The 14,520-nt window shown below is 52.6% G+C and carries 15 protein-coding genes and 1 pseudogene; 6 read left to right on the top strand and 10 right to left on the bottom strand.

Features of this window, described 5'->3' with window-relative positions:
• The coding region (locus B9Y90_RS27660; protein ID WP_441302653.1) for a hypothetical protein at nucleotides 1-96 on the top strand (96 nt) is incomplete at its 5' end.
• Between the two features lie 44 nt (nucleotides 97-140).
• Nucleotides 141-440, top strand: a pseudogene (locus B9Y90_RS12670) (type II secretion system F family protein); the annotation flags it as partial.
• Between the two features lie 29 nt (nucleotides 441-469).
• Here B9Y90_RS12670 and B9Y90_RS12665 read toward each other — a convergent pair.
• On the bottom strand, nucleotides 470-1,513 hold the full coding sequence (locus B9Y90_RS12665; RefSeq protein WP_085541419.1) for a GMP reductase: 1,044 nt from the start codon (nucleotides 1,511-1,513) through the stop codon (nucleotides 470-472).
• Nucleotides 1,514-1,899: 386 nt separating this feature from the next.
• Here B9Y90_RS12665 and coaE point away from each other — a divergent pair, with 386 nt between their 5' ends.
• The 3 genes from coaE to yacG are packed head-to-tail and all read left to right on the top strand — an operon-like array spanning nucleotide 1,900 to nucleotide 3,470.
• The gene (coaE, locus tag B9Y90_RS12660) at nucleotides 1,900-2,520 is read left to right on the top strand and encodes a dephospho-CoA kinase (RefSeq protein WP_085541418.1); all 621 of its coding nucleotides are present in this window, start codon (nucleotides 1,900-1,902) and stop codon (nucleotides 2,518-2,520) included.
• Entirely contained in the window at nucleotides 2,520-3,263 is a 744-nt protein-coding gene (gene zapD / locus B9Y90_RS12655) for a cell division protein ZapD (protein ID WP_008461814.1), read from the top strand. Before coaE ends, zapD begins: the two co-directional genes overlap by 1 nt.
• Nucleotides 3,264-3,272: 9 nt before the next feature.
• Nucleotides 3,273-3,470 carry a DNA gyrase inhibitor YacG gene (gene yacG / locus B9Y90_RS12650; RefSeq protein ID WP_038475555.1) on the top strand — a complete coding sequence of 66 codons (198 nt, stop codon included), beginning with the start codon at nucleotides 3,273-3,275 and terminating at the stop codon, nucleotides 3,468-3,470.
• Here yacG and mutT read toward each other — a convergent pair.
• The 3 genes from mutT to secM form a co-directional block, all read right to left on the bottom strand.
• Nucleotides 3,467-3,856, bottom strand: coding sequence for an 8-oxo-dGTP diphosphatase MutT (mutT, locus tag B9Y90_RS12645; protein ID WP_085541425.1), 390 nt, complete (start codon nucleotides 3,854-3,856; stop codon nucleotides 3,467-3,469). The genes yacG and mutT overlap by 4 nt on opposite strands.
• Nucleotides 3,857-3,918: 62 nt before the next feature.
• Nucleotides 3,919-6,624, bottom strand: a complete 2,706-nt coding sequence (gene secA / locus B9Y90_RS12640) for a preprotein translocase subunit SecA (RefSeq protein WP_085541417.1) — start codon at nucleotides 6,622-6,624, stop codon at nucleotides 3,919-3,921.
• 63 nt (nucleotides 6,625-6,687) lie between these two features.
• Nucleotides 6,688-7,194 (bottom strand): secA translation cis-regulator SecM, encoded by a 507-nt coding sequence (secM, locus tag B9Y90_RS12635; protein ID WP_039290302.1) that lies wholly within the window; start codon nucleotides 7,192-7,194, stop codon nucleotides 6,688-6,690.
• Nucleotides 7,195-7,216: 22 nt separating this feature from the next.
• On the opposite strand from secM, the gene B9Y90_RS12630 reads away from it, so the two are divergent.
• Nucleotides 7,217-7,732, top strand: a complete 516-nt coding sequence (locus B9Y90_RS12630) for a DUF721 domain-containing protein (protein WP_085541416.1) — start codon at nucleotides 7,217-7,219, stop codon at nucleotides 7,730-7,732.
• Between the two features lie 8 nt (nucleotides 7,733-7,740).
• On the opposite strand, the gene lpxC is transcribed toward B9Y90_RS12630, so the two are convergent.
• The 6 genes from lpxC to murC all read right to left on the bottom strand — a co-directional run bounded on the left by lpxC (nucleotide 7,741) and on the right by murC (nucleotide 14,454).
• Nucleotides 7,741-8,658, bottom strand: coding sequence for a UDP-3-O-acyl-N-acetylglucosamine deacetylase (gene lpxC / locus B9Y90_RS12625; protein ID WP_085541415.1), 918 nt, complete (start codon nucleotides 8,656-8,658; stop codon nucleotides 7,741-7,743).
• A gap of 101 nt (nucleotides 8,659-8,759) precedes the next feature.
• Nucleotides 8,760-9,911 carry a cell division protein FtsZ gene (ftsZ, locus tag B9Y90_RS12620; protein ID WP_008461800.1) on the bottom strand — a complete coding sequence of 384 codons (1,152 nt, stop codon included), beginning with the start codon at nucleotides 9,909-9,911 and terminating at the stop codon, nucleotides 8,760-8,762.
• A gap of 63 nt (nucleotides 9,912-9,974) precedes the next feature.
• On the bottom strand, nucleotides 9,975-11,231 hold the full coding sequence (ftsA, locus tag B9Y90_RS12615) for a cell division protein FtsA (protein WP_008461798.1): 1,257 nt from the start codon (nucleotides 11,229-11,231) through the stop codon (nucleotides 9,975-9,977).
• Nucleotides 11,228-12,064, bottom strand: coding sequence for a cell division protein FtsQ (gene ftsQ, locus B9Y90_RS12610; RefSeq protein ID WP_039290293.1), 837 nt, complete (start codon nucleotides 12,062-12,064; stop codon nucleotides 11,228-11,230). Before ftsQ ends, ftsA begins: the two co-directional genes overlap by 4 nt.
• A gap of 1 nt (nucleotide 12,065) precedes the next feature.
• Nucleotides 12,066-12,986: a D-alanine--D-alanine ligase gene (locus B9Y90_RS12605; RefSeq protein ID WP_085541414.1), complete on the bottom strand. Its 921-nt coding sequence runs from the start codon at nucleotides 12,984-12,986 to the stop codon at nucleotides 12,066-12,068.
• A complete protein-coding gene (gene murC / locus B9Y90_RS12600) occupies nucleotides 12,979-14,454 on the bottom strand; it encodes a UDP-N-acetylmuramate--L-alanine ligase (RefSeq protein WP_085541413.1) in 1,476 nt (491 codons plus the stop codon). The genes B9Y90_RS12605 and murC overlap by 8 nt, the downstream gene beginning before the upstream one ends.
• Nucleotides 14,455-14,520: the final 66 nt, after the last annotated feature.

The following is a 14,520-nucleotide window of genomic DNA, read 5'->3' as shown; positions in this document are numbered from 1 at the left end:
GCGGCGGGGCACGCCGCGTTAGCCTGTGGAGAGATGGCAGCTTTAGGCCGCTCGATGAAGCAGGAACCCACCGAAACGACTCAGACCCTGGTTTGAGCGTAGTAGGAATCCTCGCCCTTTAGGGCGGGGAGGATGTCAATGATGTACGCGATCGGGTTTCCGAGGGAAAGCCCCTATGGCAGGCACTGGAGCAGTCGGGGTATTTCACACCACTTTGCCAACAGCTGGTTCGAATTGGTGAAGAATCCGGTTCTCTGGATTTGATGCTTGAACGCCTGGCGCGCTGGCATTATGAGAAAACGCAGGAGCTGGCTGAAAATCTTGCCGCCACGCTAGAGCCAGTCATGATGCTGGTCATTGGCTTGATCATTGGCACACTGGTGATCGCCATGTATCTGCCTATTTTCCAGATGGGGGATGCCATGGGCGGAGGAGGATGACGCAGCCTGAGCTGCGTCATCGATGCCCATCAGAGGCTATTGAAAACGCGGTTTTCCTGTTCCGCTACGCGGATGAAAGTTGTGCGCTTGGTCAGCTCTTTAAGGCGAGAGGCACCTACATAGGTACAGGCAGAACGCAGGCCGCCAAGAATATCGCGAGCGGTATTTTCCACCGGCCCTCGCAGAGGCAGCTTAACGGTTTTGCCTTCTGCGGCGCGGTACTGCGCAACACCGCCTACGTGACGGGTCATAGCCGACTCGGAGCTCATACCGTAGAACAGCATAAACTTCTCGCCATCCTGTTCAACAACAGTACCACCGCTTTCTTCATGCCCTGCCAGCATACCGCCCAGCATAACGAAGTCAGCGCCACCACCAAAGGCTTTAGCCACATCGCCCGGCATAGTACAGCCACCGTCACTGACGATCTGGCCGCCTAAGCCGTGAGCTGCGTCAGCACATTCAATGACAGCGGAAAGCTGAGGATAGCCCACGCCGGTTTTAACGCGCGTGGTACATACAGAACCAGGGCCAATGCCCACTTTCACGATATCAGCCCCGGACAGGATCAGTTCTTCACACATTTCACCGGTAACCACGTTACCCGCACAGATAACTTTGTCAGGCCATGCTTCGCGCGCTTTGCTGACGAACTGGGTGAAGTGTTCAGAGTAGCCGTTTGCCACATCGATGCAGATAAATTTCAGCGCAGGCGTCAGGGCCAGAATCTGCTTAGTTTTGGCAAAATCTGCATCAGACGTGCCGGTTGAGACCATGATATGGCGCAGCAGGCTTTCAGGCACGGAACGAATAAAGTTGCTCCACTCTTCTACAGAGTAGTGTTTGTGCACGGCGGTAAAGATATCGAATGAGGCCAGCGCCTGCGCCATCGCGAAAGTGCCTACGGTGTCCATATTTGCAGCAATAATAGGGACGCCAGACCACGTGATACCGGAATGCTTGAATGTGAATTGACGTTCCAGCTCAACGTCTGAACGGCTTTTGAGGGTGGAGCGTTTTGGGCGGATTAAAACGTCTTTAAAACCTAACTTCAAATCTTCTTCAATACGCATGGTGCAGATCCCTGGGTCGAATAGCGATGAACGCGATCGGCGGTAGGCTCTTCATTACTCAAGACACAGTACAGAGGTAAGCCCAAACCCAGAGAGAAAGAAATCAGACACTGGGGTGAGCAAGCACGGTAAACGTACCTGTGGCTTAAAATAAAACGAGCAAACAACAGCCAACTCCAGTGACGCTATCATACGCAGTAATAATGACTCCGCAAGACTGCGAAAACCGACTTTTTTACGCTACAATCGTTTAAATTTACCTGGTAAACGGTAAAAGGCCCTCAGACGGCGAATATCAGATTTTTATGTGGTGCAAACCCACTGAGAATCACGTTGTAGAAAGGCCTTTATCTTATTGATAAATATATCATCAGGATCGGTTATTTATGGTTTTCACGGTTGCACTTACGGGCGGCATTGGCAGTGGTAAAAGTACCGTCGCCGAAGCCTTTTCCCGCGCTGGAGTCACCGTCATCGATGCAGATGTGATTGCCCGTCAGGTTGTTGAGCCAGGCCAACGTGCGTTAGCTCTCATTTCTCAACATTTTGGCCCAGAGATCCTTCTGGAAGATGGTTCTTTAAACCGTCGGGCGTTGAGAGAAACGATCTTCAGCTCCCCGCAGCAAAAGCAATGGGTCAATAACCTGCTACATCCCATAATCCAGCAGCAAACCCGTGATGAGATTGCCCGTGCTACCTCACCTTACGTGTTGTGGGTAGTCCCTCTGTTGGTAGAAAACAATCTGCAACAAAAGGCAGACCGGATTTTAGTGGTGGATGTTTCCCCCGAAACCCAGATTGCGCGTACTATGCTGCGGGACAATGTTTCCCGCGAACACGCACAGCAGATCCTGGACGCTCAGGCCTCCCGGGAAGCTCGTCTCGCCGTGGCAGATGATGTAATTAATAATGACGGCAGTCCCCAGGACGTTGTCGTGCATGTTGACCGCCTGCATCGCCAGTACCTGAAACTGGCTAGTCTGGCCGCACAACAGGAAGCAGAATAATGAACACTCAGGTTCTTTTCGAACACCCATTGAATGAGAAAATGCGCACATGGCTGCGTATTGAGTTTTTGATCCAACAGATGCAGTCAGCACTTCCTATCAATGACAGCGCAAAGGCGCTGCATTTTTTTCGTAACGTCGGTGACTTACTGGATGTGTTTGAAAGGGGCGAAATTCGCACTGATATTCTCAAAGAGATAAGCCGTCAGCAGCGTAAACTGCTGAGCTGGTCGGAAGTCCCGGGGGTTGATATGCAGCGTATCGACTCACTGCGAAGCCAGTTGGAGAGCTGTGGCAGTGTGCTAATGGCCGCGCCGCGTATAGGGCAGATACTGCGAGAAGATCGGCTTATTGCGCTGGTACGTCAGCGTCTTAGCATCCCAGGCGGCTGCTGCAGCTTCGACCTGCCTACCCTGCACATTTGGCTTTATCTGCCCCAGGAACAACGCGATGCTCAGGTTCATTTTTGGCTAAACAGTCTCGAACCTGTGAAACAGTCGCTCGACCTTCTGCTGGACATCATCCGCAATTCTGCGCCGTTCCGGAAACAAACCAGCCTCAATGGATTCTACCAGGACAACGGCGATGATGCCGACCTGCTTCGCCTACATCTCACTCTTGGCGACCAGCTTTATCCGCAGATATCCGGCCATAAAAGCCGCTTTGCGATTCGGTTTATGCCGCTGGATTCGGAAAATGGCTTGGTTCCAGAACGCCTCGACTTTGAGCTAGCCTGCTGTTAAGGAAGAAACATGAGCGAAGAGACTATCGTCAATTGCCCGGGCTGCGGTAAAGCCGTTATCTGGAACGAGAGCAGCCCTTACCGGCCGTTCTGCAGCAAACGCTGCCAGCTTATCGACCTTGGAGAATGGGCCGCAGAGGAAAAACGTATTCCCAGCAGCGGCGACCTCTCTGAAAGCGAAGGCTGGAGCGAAGAACAGGAACGCTAAGCGTTCAGCAGTTTTAAAATAACGGGCTCGTTGGCTGGCGGAAACTCGTCAGCGATGAGCTCTCCCTGAGCAACCCAACGTCCTGGCTGCCCTTCTTTGCCCCAGGGTTCTCCTGCCCAGCTCTCTATCAGATAAAACCACAGAGAAATATGACGATCCGGGAACTGGTACTCAAGAGTTTCAAACAGTTTGGGCTTCTGCGCCACAATACCGGTTTCTTCCTGTAATTCGCGGATCACCGCCTGCTCCGGGGACTCACCGGCCTCAATCTTCCCACCGGGGAATTCCCATTTATTCGCCATGTGCGCATCGGCTGCGCGCTGCGTGATAAAAATTTCACCCTGCTGATTACGAATAATGCCGACGGCGATTTGCAGTTGCTTCATATTCTCAAACTCCATGCGTAAAAAAGGCGCAGCAAGCTGCGCCTTTTCGATTTTGTCAGACCTTAGCTCAGACGGCCATGGCACTGTTTGTATTTTTTACCGGAACCACATGGGCAAGGATCGTTCCTCCCCACTTTGCGATCGCCAGTTTCTGCTGCCAGCGCCTGTGCGGCCTGAGTTTCGTCATCCACATGGCTAAGCTGTTGCATACGTGCCAGGCGCTCGGCTTCTTCACGACGCTGCTGTTCCATCGCTTCCACTTCTTCCGGCAGGCGTACCTGGACTTTGCTCAGGGTGCTGATCACTTCATATTTCAGTGATTCCAACATCGCGGCAAACATAGAGAAGGATTCGCGCTTATATTCCTGCTTCGGATCTTTCTGTGCATAACCACGCAGGTGGATGCCCTGACGCAGGTAATCCATTGCCGCAAGGTGCTCTTTCCACAGGGAATCGAGCGTTTGCAGCATCACGCCTTTTTCGAAGTGGCGCATCATTTCTGCACCAACAACTTCTTCTTTACGCTGATAAAGCTCAATCGCCGTCTGCAGGATACGCTCACGCAGGGTTTCTTCATGCAGCTCAGGTTCTTTATCCAGCCACTCTTTGATCGGCATCTCGAGATCAAAGTCGTTTTTCAGGCGCTCTTCCAGACCTTCTACATCCCACATTTCTTCCAGAGACTGAGGCGGAATATGTGCATCGATGGTAACTTTGAAGACGTCTTCACGAATACTGGCGATAGTTTCGCTCACATCCGTAACGTCGAGCAGCTCATTACGCTGGGTATAAATAGCGCGGCGCTGATCGTTCGCGACGTCATCGTATTCCAGCAGCTGTTTACGAATATCAAAGTTACGACTTTCAACTTTACGCTGTGCGTTGGCAATCGCCTTGGTTACCCAAGGGTGTTCAATCGCCTCGCCCGGCTTCATGCCGAGTTTACGCATCATGTTGGACACGCGATCTGAGGCGAAGATACGCATCAGGGCATCTTCCATCGACAGGTAGAAGCGGGATGAACCGGCATCACCCTGACGGCCAGAACGACCACGCAGCTGGTTATCGATACGACGGGATTCATGACGCTCGGTACCGATAATATGCAGACCGCCTGACGCCAGTACCGCGTCGTGGCGAACCTTCCAGTCCGCTTTGATCTGAGCAATTTGTTCTGGGGTTGGATCGTCCAGCTCGGCAATCTCTTCCTGCCAGCTACCGCCCAACACGATATCCGTACCACGACCCGCCATGTTCGTTGCGATGGTCACTGCAGCTGGGTAACCCGCCTGAGCAACGATAGCCGCTTCGTTGGCGTGGAACTTAGCGTTCAGTACGTTGTGCTTAATACCGGCTTTGGTCAGCTCATGAGAAACCACTTCAGATTTCTCAATGGAGATGGTCCCAACCAAAACGGGTTGGCCGTTTGCGGTACGCTCTTTAATGTCTTCGATAATTGCGCCGATTTTATCCAGCTCGGTCATGTAGACCAGATCCGGCATATCTTTACGGATCATTGGGCGGTTAGTCGGCACAACAATGGTATCGAGCTTATAAATGGAGCTAAATTCAAACGCTTCGGTGTCTGCAGTACCGGTCATCCCCGCCAGCTTCTCGTAAAGACGGAAGTAGTTCTGGAAGGTGATAGACGCCAGCGTCTGGTTTTCATTTTGAATCTCGACGCCTTCTTTCGCTTCGACGGCCTGGTGAAGACCATCTGACCAACGACGTCCCTGCATGGTACGGCCGGTGTGTTCGTCAACGATAATGACTTCGCCATCTTTCACGATGTAGTCAACGTCGCGGGTGAACAGCGCATGGGCACGCAGCGCAGCTGTTACGTGGTGCATCAACATGATATTGGCAGGAGAGTACAATGACTCACCCTCTTCCATCATGCCTTCCTGCACCAAAAGCTCTTCAATCAGCACCAGACCGCGTTCGGTCAGGTTAACCTGACGAGATTTTTCATCCACAGAGAAGTGGCCTTCACCCTGGAAGGTGTCGGAGTCTTCTTTTTCCTGACGCATCAGGTGTGGAATGATTTTGTTCACGCGTTTGTACAGCTCAGAGCTATCTTCCGCCGGGCCGGAGATGATCAGCGGCGTACGCGCCTCATCGATCAGAATGGAGTCAACTTCATCCACCAGCGCATAGTGAAGCTTACGCTGCACGCGCTCTTCAGGGCTGAAAGCCATGTTGTCGCGGAGGTAGTCGAAACCGTATTCGTTGTTGGTGCCGTAGGTAATGTCTGCGGCGTAAGCTTCACGCTTAGCCGGAGCCGGCATGCCTGGCAGGTTGATACCGACGCTCAGGCCCAGATATTCAAACAGAGGGCGGTTGTTTTCGGCATCACGCTGCGCCAGATAGTCGTTCACGGTAACAACGTGCACACCTTTGCCGCTCAGTGCGTTCAGGTAAGCAGGCAGCGTTGCGGTAAGGGTTTTACCTTCACCAGTACGCATTTCCGCGATGCAGCGATCGTTCAGGACCATACCGCCCAGCAGCTGTACGTCGAAGTGGCGCATACCGAAGACACGCTTACTGGCTTCACGAACAACGGCGAAAGCTTCTGGGATCAGGTTTTCCAACACTTCACCTTTTTCCAGGCGCGCGCGGAACTCACCAGTTTTAGCCTTCAGCTCATCGTCAGTGAGCTTTTCCATCTGCGGTTCCATGCTGTTGATCACGGAAACAACTTTGCGCATACGGCGCAGTGTACGATCGTTACGACTACCGAAAACTTTAGTTAATAATTTGATTAGCATAATAAATTCTCAAACGCCTGCCGTCAGTGCGGTCAATAAATTGTTGTTAGTTTGGAAGATGAATTAGCTGAGGCAAAGCGGGCCTGCACGGATGCCCTGTACCTGACGGATCCACACCACGGTACTGAAAACGTCCCCCACAGGAGATGCCGTAAACGCAGTCTGGCGAACAATAACGGGAGGTTTACTTTCTTGCGTTAACAGCGCGCTAAGCGTGTCGAGCAGGGCAAGGTGCTGTGCCTGAAGCGGCACATTTTCCTGGGCCACAGGCAAAGCCTGAGGTGCCATAGCAAAGGAAAGATGACGGATAACGGTGCGGATTGCATGCTGGTGCCAATAGTCCACACTAAAGGAAGGACGGCGGGTGCTTTCTTGCAGTTGAACAAGGCTATCAAAACGCAGCTGCCGTGCCGAATCGTGACGGCTGGCGGAAGCTTCAGCGGGCACGCCGGTTTCTGTGTTACCGTTGAGCGCAGGCATGCCAAAACTCGCCGCGACCATCCCCAACAGGAGATGCGGCCAGAAATAACGTCTGCCAAATTGTCGCCAACGATTTAGAATACCAATCACTTTTTCCGCCGGAGCTTAATGTATGCGCGACAGTCGCCCGCAATCTTTAGAAAATCTGTTTGACGAAGCCGGTCAGGAAAGCATGCTGCAAAACGTACAGCAACGTGCCGTCGCTCTACTACGCCTTAACCGGGCAGTGAAAGGCATTTTACCTGCTCCACTGCATCCCTGGTGCCGGGTGGCCAACTTTCGTCAGGGCATTCTCGTCCTTGAAACCGCAAATGCCAGCTGGCTGATGCGCTTACGCTATGAACAAGCCACGCTGCTGAGTGCATTACGCGCCCAAATATTACCATCATTGACATCAATCGACATCAGGATTAATCCTTCGCTGGCGGTAAAAGGGCAGGATTCTGTTCAAGAAAACACCACTCAGACTGGGACAGAAAAATATGAAGTGAATCGTCAACTGAGTAAAGAGAGTGCGGAAGCGTTGAGAGAGGTGGCTAAACGTAGCCCGGAGAAATTAAGAGCAACAATAGAACGACTGGCTTCACTGGCCGGAGAGGGTACCAGCAAAACCAGTCGTAATCGCTAATTCAAGCGTTACGCCAGCACCAGTTTAGGTGCTTTAAACGCCAGCGGAAGTTCGGCTTCGTCTTCGAAGGTCGCCCATTCCCAGGCTTCCTGCTTAGCCAAAACAGCCTGCAGCAGTTTGTTGTTCAACGCGTGACCTGATTTATAGGCGGTAAATGCGCCGATAATATTATGGCCACACATGAACAGATCGCCGATCGCATCCAGCATTTTGTGACGAACGAATTCATCTTCAAAACGCAGGCCGTCTTCGTTCAATACGCGATAATCGTCAACAACGATGGCACAATCGAAGCTGCCGCCCAGGCACAGGCCACGGGACTGCAGATATTCGATATCACGCATAAAACCAAAGGTACGCGCACGGCTAATCTGACGCATGAATGCTTCAGCAGAGAAGTTCATGGTATAGCGCTGGGTGCTTGCATCAATCGCCGGATGGTTGAAGTCGATGGTAAAGTCCAACGAGAAACCATTAAACGGTGACATTTCAGCCCATTTATCGCCATCTTCCACACGAACCGTCTCTTTCAGACGTATAAATTTCTTGGCCGAGTTCAGTTCGTCGATCCCTGCATCAAGCAGCAGATAGACAAACGGCGCCGCACTGCCGTCCATGATAGGGATTTCTGGTGCATCAACTTCAACAATAATGTTGTCGATACCCAGCCCTGCCAGGGCAGCGTTGAGGTGCTCTACGGTAGAAATCCGTACATCATGCTCGTTTACCAGACAAGTACAGAGCATGGTATCCCGCACGGATTTGGCATCAGCCGGAAAATCTACCGGAGGATTCAAGTCGGTGCGACGATAGATGACCCCGGTATTTGCCGGCGCAGGGCGTAGCGTCAGCGTGACTTTCTTGCCGGTATGTAAACCGACGCCAGTCGCCTGAACGATACGTTTAAGTGTCCTTTGTTTGATCATCGTATAATCCCGCCAAATTACTAAGCTAGCCGAGAGTGTATATCACTAACGGCAGGCCAGTTTAGCACAAAGAGCGAATATTCCCAACTTCCGGTTTATTCTTAATCAGCTTGCTTACGCAGGAACGCTGGAATATCCAGATAATCAGGCTCTTTCGCCGTCTGTGGTGTATTGTCGTTAACCACCTTAGCGGCCGGCTTTTGCTCTTGCGTCAGCGGAGCCATACCATGCTGCTGGTAACGATCCATCACCGGCTGCTGTACCTGCTTGTTAGTCACCAGGGTAATTTCAGGACGTTTGTCCATACCGATACCAGTAGCAACAACGGTAACGCGCAGTTCGTCGTTCATCTCTGGATCCAGAGATGTACCGATAACCACGGTTGCATTGTCGGACGCGAACGCACGAATGGTGTTACCCACGGTTTCGAACTCATCCAGACGCAGGTCGAAGCCAGCGGTGATGTTAACCAGCACGCCACGAGCACCAGACAGGTCGATATCTTCCAGCAGTGGGCTGGAGATAGCCATTTCTGCCGCTTCTTCAGCGCGATCTTCGCCGCTGGCAACGCCGGAGCCCATCATGGCGTAGCCCATTTCGGACATCACGGTACGTACGTCCGCGAAGTCAACGTTCATCAGGCCAGGACGAGTGATCAGCTCGGCAATACCCTGCACAGCACCTTTCAGTACGTCGTTTGCCGCACCAAATGCGTCCAGCAGAGAAATACCACGACCCAGCACTTTCAACAGCTTGTCGTTCGGAATAGTGATAAGGGAGTCAACATGCTTGGACAGCTCGGCGATGCCCTGCTCAGCGAATGCCATACGCTTCTTGCCTTCAAAGTTGAAAGGCTTAGTCACGACGGCAACGGTCAGGATACCCAAGTCTTTAGCGACTTCAGCCACAACAGGTGCAGCGCCGGTACCGGTACCACCACCCATACCTGCAGCGATGAACACCATGTCTGCCCCGTCCAGCGCAGCACGTAAAGCTTCGCGGTCTTCTTCCGCAGCGTTACGACCCACTTCTGGATTTGCGCCTGCGCCCAGACCTTTAGTGATCCCATTACCGATCTGGATCGTCTGGCCGACAGCGGTTTTACGCAGTGCCTGAGCATCTGTGTTAACCGCAAAGAATTCAACGCCTTCGATGCGTTCGCGCACCATGTGTTCAACGGCATTACCGCCGCCGCCACCGACGCCGATGACTTTAATCACCGCGTCGTTGGTCAGTTCCATAGGTTCAAACATAGTTTCTCTCCGTTTTGTGCCTGTCGCCTGAGACCGCTAATTGTCTCCGGTCTCTTATAAAAATTAAAATTCTTTTCTCAGCCAGCTATTCAGTCGCTTAAACCATGAGCCGACAGAGGTCCTTTTTTCCACTTCTGCTTCACCACTGAGATGTGATTCTTTCCCGTAGTGCAGCAACCCTACTGCGGTCGAGTAATACGACTCCTGGGCATAATCAGTAAGGCCAGTAATATTCAACGGCTGACCGATACGCACCTGCGTATGGAACACACGCTGAGCACAGGCTGCCAGGCCTTCAATTTGTGCCGCGCCGCCGGTTAACACAATCCCCGCCGCCAGGTGATGTTTAACACCCTGCTGGCGGAGCTGTTCCTGTAACTGCAAAATCTCTTCGTTGACCAGGTTGAGCAACTCTGTGTAGCGGGGCTCAATCACTTCGGCCAGCGTCTGACGCTGAAGGCTGCGCGGCGGACGCCCCCCCACGCTAGGAACTTCAACGTTCTCGTCTTTACCGACGATAGATCCCAGAGCACAACCATGGCGAACTTTAATCGCTTCCGCATCGCTCGGTGGCGTCCCGAAGGCATAGGCGATATCACTGGTCACCACGTTCCCGGCATAAGGGATAACTTTGGTGTGACGCAACGCGCCTCCGGTATACACCGCCATATCCATGGTACCACCGCCGATGTCCACAACACAGACACCCAGCTCGCGTTCATCTTCGGTCAGTACCGCATAGCTTGCGGCCAGGCCGGCAAAAATTAATTGGTCAACTTTCAAACCACAACGTTCAACCGCTTTAACGATGTTTTTCGCCATATCGTTATGGCAGGTAATCAAATGCACTTTCGCCTGCATACGGACACCGGACAGGCCTACCGGGTTTTTGATCCCTTCCTGGTAATCAATAGCGTATTCCTGTGGAATCACATGCAGAACGCGGTGTTCATCTCGAACACGCACTGATTTTGCCGTATGCACCACATTTTCAACATCTTCTTGCGTCACTTCCTCTTCCGAAATTGGCACCATGCCTATCTCGTTTTGGCAGCTGATATGCTTGCCGGACAGCGCCAGGTAAACTGAAGATATCTGGCAGTCTGCCATCAATTCAGCCTGGTCAATCGCCCGTTGAACGCATTTAACTACCGATTCGAGGTCGTTTACTCCGCCTTTGTCCATACCACGCGAAGGGCAACTGCCCACGCCAATAATATTGACCATACCGTCGGGCAGAACTTCCCCTACTAAAGCGGCAACCTTCGCGGTGCCAATCTCCAGTCCAACTACCAGTTTTCTGTCCGTCGCCTTGATCATTGTTGTTCTGCCTGTGCCTGATTCTGTTGCTGATTCGGATTAGGTACCGGAGGAGGAAGTGCCTCCCAACCTACCGCGGCGCCTGAATCGTATCGCAGGTCGACATAACTGATCCGTTTGTTATCAGCCTGCGCCTGCTGCTGCAGAACCGGGTACAGTTCTACAAAACGATCCAGACGTTTCATCGTGTCGCCCCGACCAAGGTTGAGCTTAATTCCGTTATTCAGCGTCAACTGCCAGGAGCGGCGAGCGGTCATAGCCGCTTGTTTCAACGTAAATTTATCCTTTGCCAGCACCACGCCCATGTCACGGTAACCTTGCAGAACTTCGTTTTCGCTACCTTCCGGGCCGGAAAGCATCGGCAAATTCTGCTTACTGGTGCGTTCTGCTGGTACGCTGAAGGAATTTCCCTCTGCGTCAACCATATGCTGGTCATTCCAACGCGCTACCGGCACATATTCAACCAGATGAATCTTCAATTCGTCCGGCCACTGCTTTCTAACGCTTGCCTGCTTGATCCAGGGCAAGCGCTCTATCTGCTGTTGGATGATATTGACATCCTGGGTCATAAAAGTACCCGGAGGCCCCAGGGCCAGAATAGACTGGCGTATATCATCATTACGTGTGTAGTGCCGCTCTCCGGTCACCACCAGTCTGGAGAGTGGCAAACGCTGGGCATCTTCCATCCAGCCCACCACAATCCAACCACCGATAAACACGCTCAACAGTACCGCACACAGGAAAATCATCCCTGCCAGACGGGACCCGTTGCTACGCCGAGAGCTGGCATTTTCCTCGGCACGATTACGCGCGTTCAGTGCAGCCTGCGACATATCAGTCCGCCAGTTCCAAAATACGTACAACCAGTTGTGAGAAGCTCATCCCCGCCTGACGAGCCGCCATCGGCACCAGGCTGTGGCTGGTCATGCCCGGAGAAGTGTTCACTTCTAACAGGTAAAACTGACCATCGCTATCCAGCATCACATCGACACGGCCCCAGCCGCTACAGCCGAGAATCTGCCAGGCCTGCAGAACTAATGCCTGCAATTCCTGCTCTCTTTGCTCAATTAATCCGCCAGGGCAGAAATATTGAGTTTCATCAGAGAGATACTTCGCCTCATAATCATAGAAGGTTCCAGCGGGTTGGATGCGAATAGACGGTAAAATTTCCTCGCCTAAAATCGCAACCGTGTATTCCGGGCCGCTCAACCATTTTTCAATCAGCACTTCATCATCATGCTCAAAGGCCAGTTCAAGCGCGGCTGGCAGAGCATCCAGGCTATCCACCTTAGACATGCCTACACTGGAACCTTCACGACTCGGCTTAACGATAACCGGCACACCTAACGCAGTAAAACGCTCAAGCAGCGCAGTACTCAGTCCCGCAGCGAAATCCTGGCGATTAACGGCAACCCATGGTGCAACGGGCAAACCCGCGCCCTGCCACAGCAGTTTGCTGCGCAGCTTATCCATCGTTATCGCCGATGCCATAACGCCGCTGCCGGTATAAGGCAGTTGAAGAAACTCCAGGAGCCCTTGCAAAGTCCCGTCTTCACCACCGCGACCGTGCAGCGCGATAAAAACCTTGTCAAAACCCCGAGCCTTCAGCTCAAGTACGGACTCGTTTTGCGGATCAAAAGCATGTGCATCAACACCCGCTTCTTTTAATCCCGCCAGCACCGCGCTGCCGGATTGCAAAGAAACCTCACGCTCAGCGGAGGTGCCTCCGAGAAGAACGGCGATCTTATCAGCCATGACGCCCTTCCTCTTTAGTTTGAGGCTGCAATTTGATTTCAGCCAGGTTTCGGGCGATTTTGCCGATATTCCCGGCACCTTGAACGAGGATCAAATCATTTCCCGTCAGAACCGGTGCCAAAATCTCCGCTACTTCCGCGTGATCGGAAACTAAAATTGGGTCCACTTTGCCACGGCCACGAATAGTGCGGCATAAAGAGCGGCTATCTGCTCCTGGAATCGGTGCCTCACCTGCAGGATAAACGTCCAGCATCACCAGAGAGTCAACCTGGGACAGCACCCCAGCAAAGTCATCATACAAATCACGCGTACGCGTATAGCGGTGTGGCTGGAAAATCATCACCAGATTTTTATCCGGCCAGCCTGCGCGCGCTGCCTTAATGGTGGCGTCCACTTCCGTTGGGTGGTGGCCGTAGTCGTCCACCAGCATAGCGGTGCCCGCTTTTCCATTTACCGACTCCAGTGGATATTCGCCCAGAAAATCGAAACGACGCCCCGTCCCCTGGAAGCTTTCGAGCGCACGCAAAATAGCGTCGTCTTCGATACCCTCTTCCGTCGCAACGGCAACTGCAGCAGCCGCATTCAGCGCGTTATGACGGCCAGGTGCATTCAACACCACATGCATCTCAGGCTTGTCCTGGCGCACGATGGTGAAAAAGCCCTGAGCGCCTTTCTGCTGATAATTTTCAACGCGAACATCTGCATCGTCGCTAAAACCATATGTGGTGATTTGACGACCCACGCGCGGCAGAAGCTCACGAATTACCGGATCGTCTACGCACATCACCGCACGTCCATAAAACGGCAAGTTGTGCAGGAAATTAATAAACGTCTGCTTTAAATTTTCGAAGTCGCCCTGGTAAGTATCCATATGATCGGCTTCGATATTGGTCACAATTGAGACCATTGGCTGCAGATGCAGGAACGAGGCATCGCTTTCATCAGCCTCAGCAATCAGGTAGCGACTGTTGCCCAGACGAGCATGGACGCCTGCAGCTTTCACCAGACCGCCATTGACAAAGGTTGGGTCCAGGCCTGCTTCGGCATAAATGCTCGATACCATCGCCGTTGTCGTGGTTTTACCATGCGTCCCCGCAATCGCAATGCCGTGACGGAAACGCATCAGTTCAGCAAGCATTTCTGCACGACGGATGACCGGAATACGCGCTTCATGGGCAGCAACAATTTCCGGGTTATCCGCAGAAATCGCCGTAGAAACAACAACCACGCTTGCATCGCGCACGTTTTCCGGGCGATGGTTGAAATAAATCGTGGCACCCAGTGCCGACAACTGCTGCGTAACCGGGTTCGGCGCCAGATCGGAACCGCTGATCTGGTAACCTTCGTTAGCCAATACTTCGGCAATACCGCCCATACCGGCGCCGCCGATGCCAACAAAGTGAATGTGCCGGACGCGACGCATCTCGGGCACAATTGAACGCAGTTTCGCCAGTTGTTGTGTATTCATTCTCTAAACCTGCAAGCGGCATGCCGCCATTACATCAAATTTACGGGCGACAATTTGCCACCCACA

Source organism: Cedecea sp. NFIX57 (assembly GCF_900177785.1).
In the GTDB taxonomy this organism is placed as follows: domain Bacteria; phylum Pseudomonadota; class Gammaproteobacteria; order Enterobacterales; family Enterobacteriaceae; genus Cedecea; species Cedecea neteri_C.
Note: the sequence above shows the minus strand (reverse complement) of the source record. Positions and strands in the feature narration are given on the sequence as shown.

What these genes read in the sequence shown, in the direction of transcription:
- ftsA (WP_008461798.1), bottom strand. Translation starts at nt 11,231, where the DNA reads ATGATCAAGGCGACGGACAGAAAACTGGTAGTTGGACTGGAGATTGGC.
- ftsZ (WP_008461800.1), bottom strand. Translation starts at nt 9,911, where the DNA reads ATGTTTGAACCTATGGAACTGACCAACGACGCGGTGATTAAAGTCATC.
- secA (WP_085541417.1), bottom strand. Translation starts at nt 6,624, where the DNA reads ATGCTAATCAAATTATTAACTAAAGTTTTCGGTAGTCGTAACGATCGT.
- yacG (WP_038475555.1), top strand. Translation starts at nt 3,273, where the DNA reads ATGAGCGAAGAGACTATCGTCAATTGCCCGGGCTGCGGTAAAGCCGTT.
- B9Y90_RS12605 (WP_085541414.1), bottom strand. Translation starts at nt 12,986, where the DNA reads ATGGCTGATAAGATCGCCGTTCTTCTCGGAGGCACCTCCGCTGAGCGT.
- zapD (WP_008461814.1), top strand. Translation starts at nt 2,520, where the DNA reads ATGAACACTCAGGTTCTTTTCGAACACCCATTGAATGAGAAAATGCGC.
- murC (WP_085541413.1), bottom strand. Translation starts at nt 14,454, where the DNA reads ATGAATACACAACAACTGGCGAAACTGCGTTCAATTGTGCCCGAGATG.
- coaE (WP_085541418.1), top strand. Translation starts at nt 1,900, where the DNA reads ATGGTTTTCACGGTTGCACTTACGGGCGGCATTGGCAGTGGTAAAAGT.
- ftsQ (WP_039290293.1), bottom strand. Translation starts at nt 12,064, where the DNA reads ATGTCGCAGGCTGCACTGAACGCGCGTAATCGTGCCGAGGAAAATGCC.
- B9Y90_RS12665 (WP_085541419.1), bottom strand. Translation starts at nt 1,513, where the DNA reads ATGCGTATTGAAGAAGATTTGAAGTTAGGTTTTAAAGACGTTTTAATC.
- lpxC (WP_085541415.1), bottom strand. Translation starts at nt 8,658, where the DNA reads ATGATCAAACAAAGGACACTTAAACGTATCGTTCAGGCGACTGGCGTC.
- mutT (WP_085541425.1), bottom strand. Translation starts at nt 3,856, where the DNA reads ATGAAGCAACTGCAAATCGCCGTCGGCATTATTCGTAATCAGCAGGGT.
- B9Y90_RS12630 (WP_085541416.1), top strand. Translation starts at nt 7,217, where the DNA reads ATGCGCGACAGTCGCCCGCAATCTTTAGAAAATCTGTTTGACGAAGCC.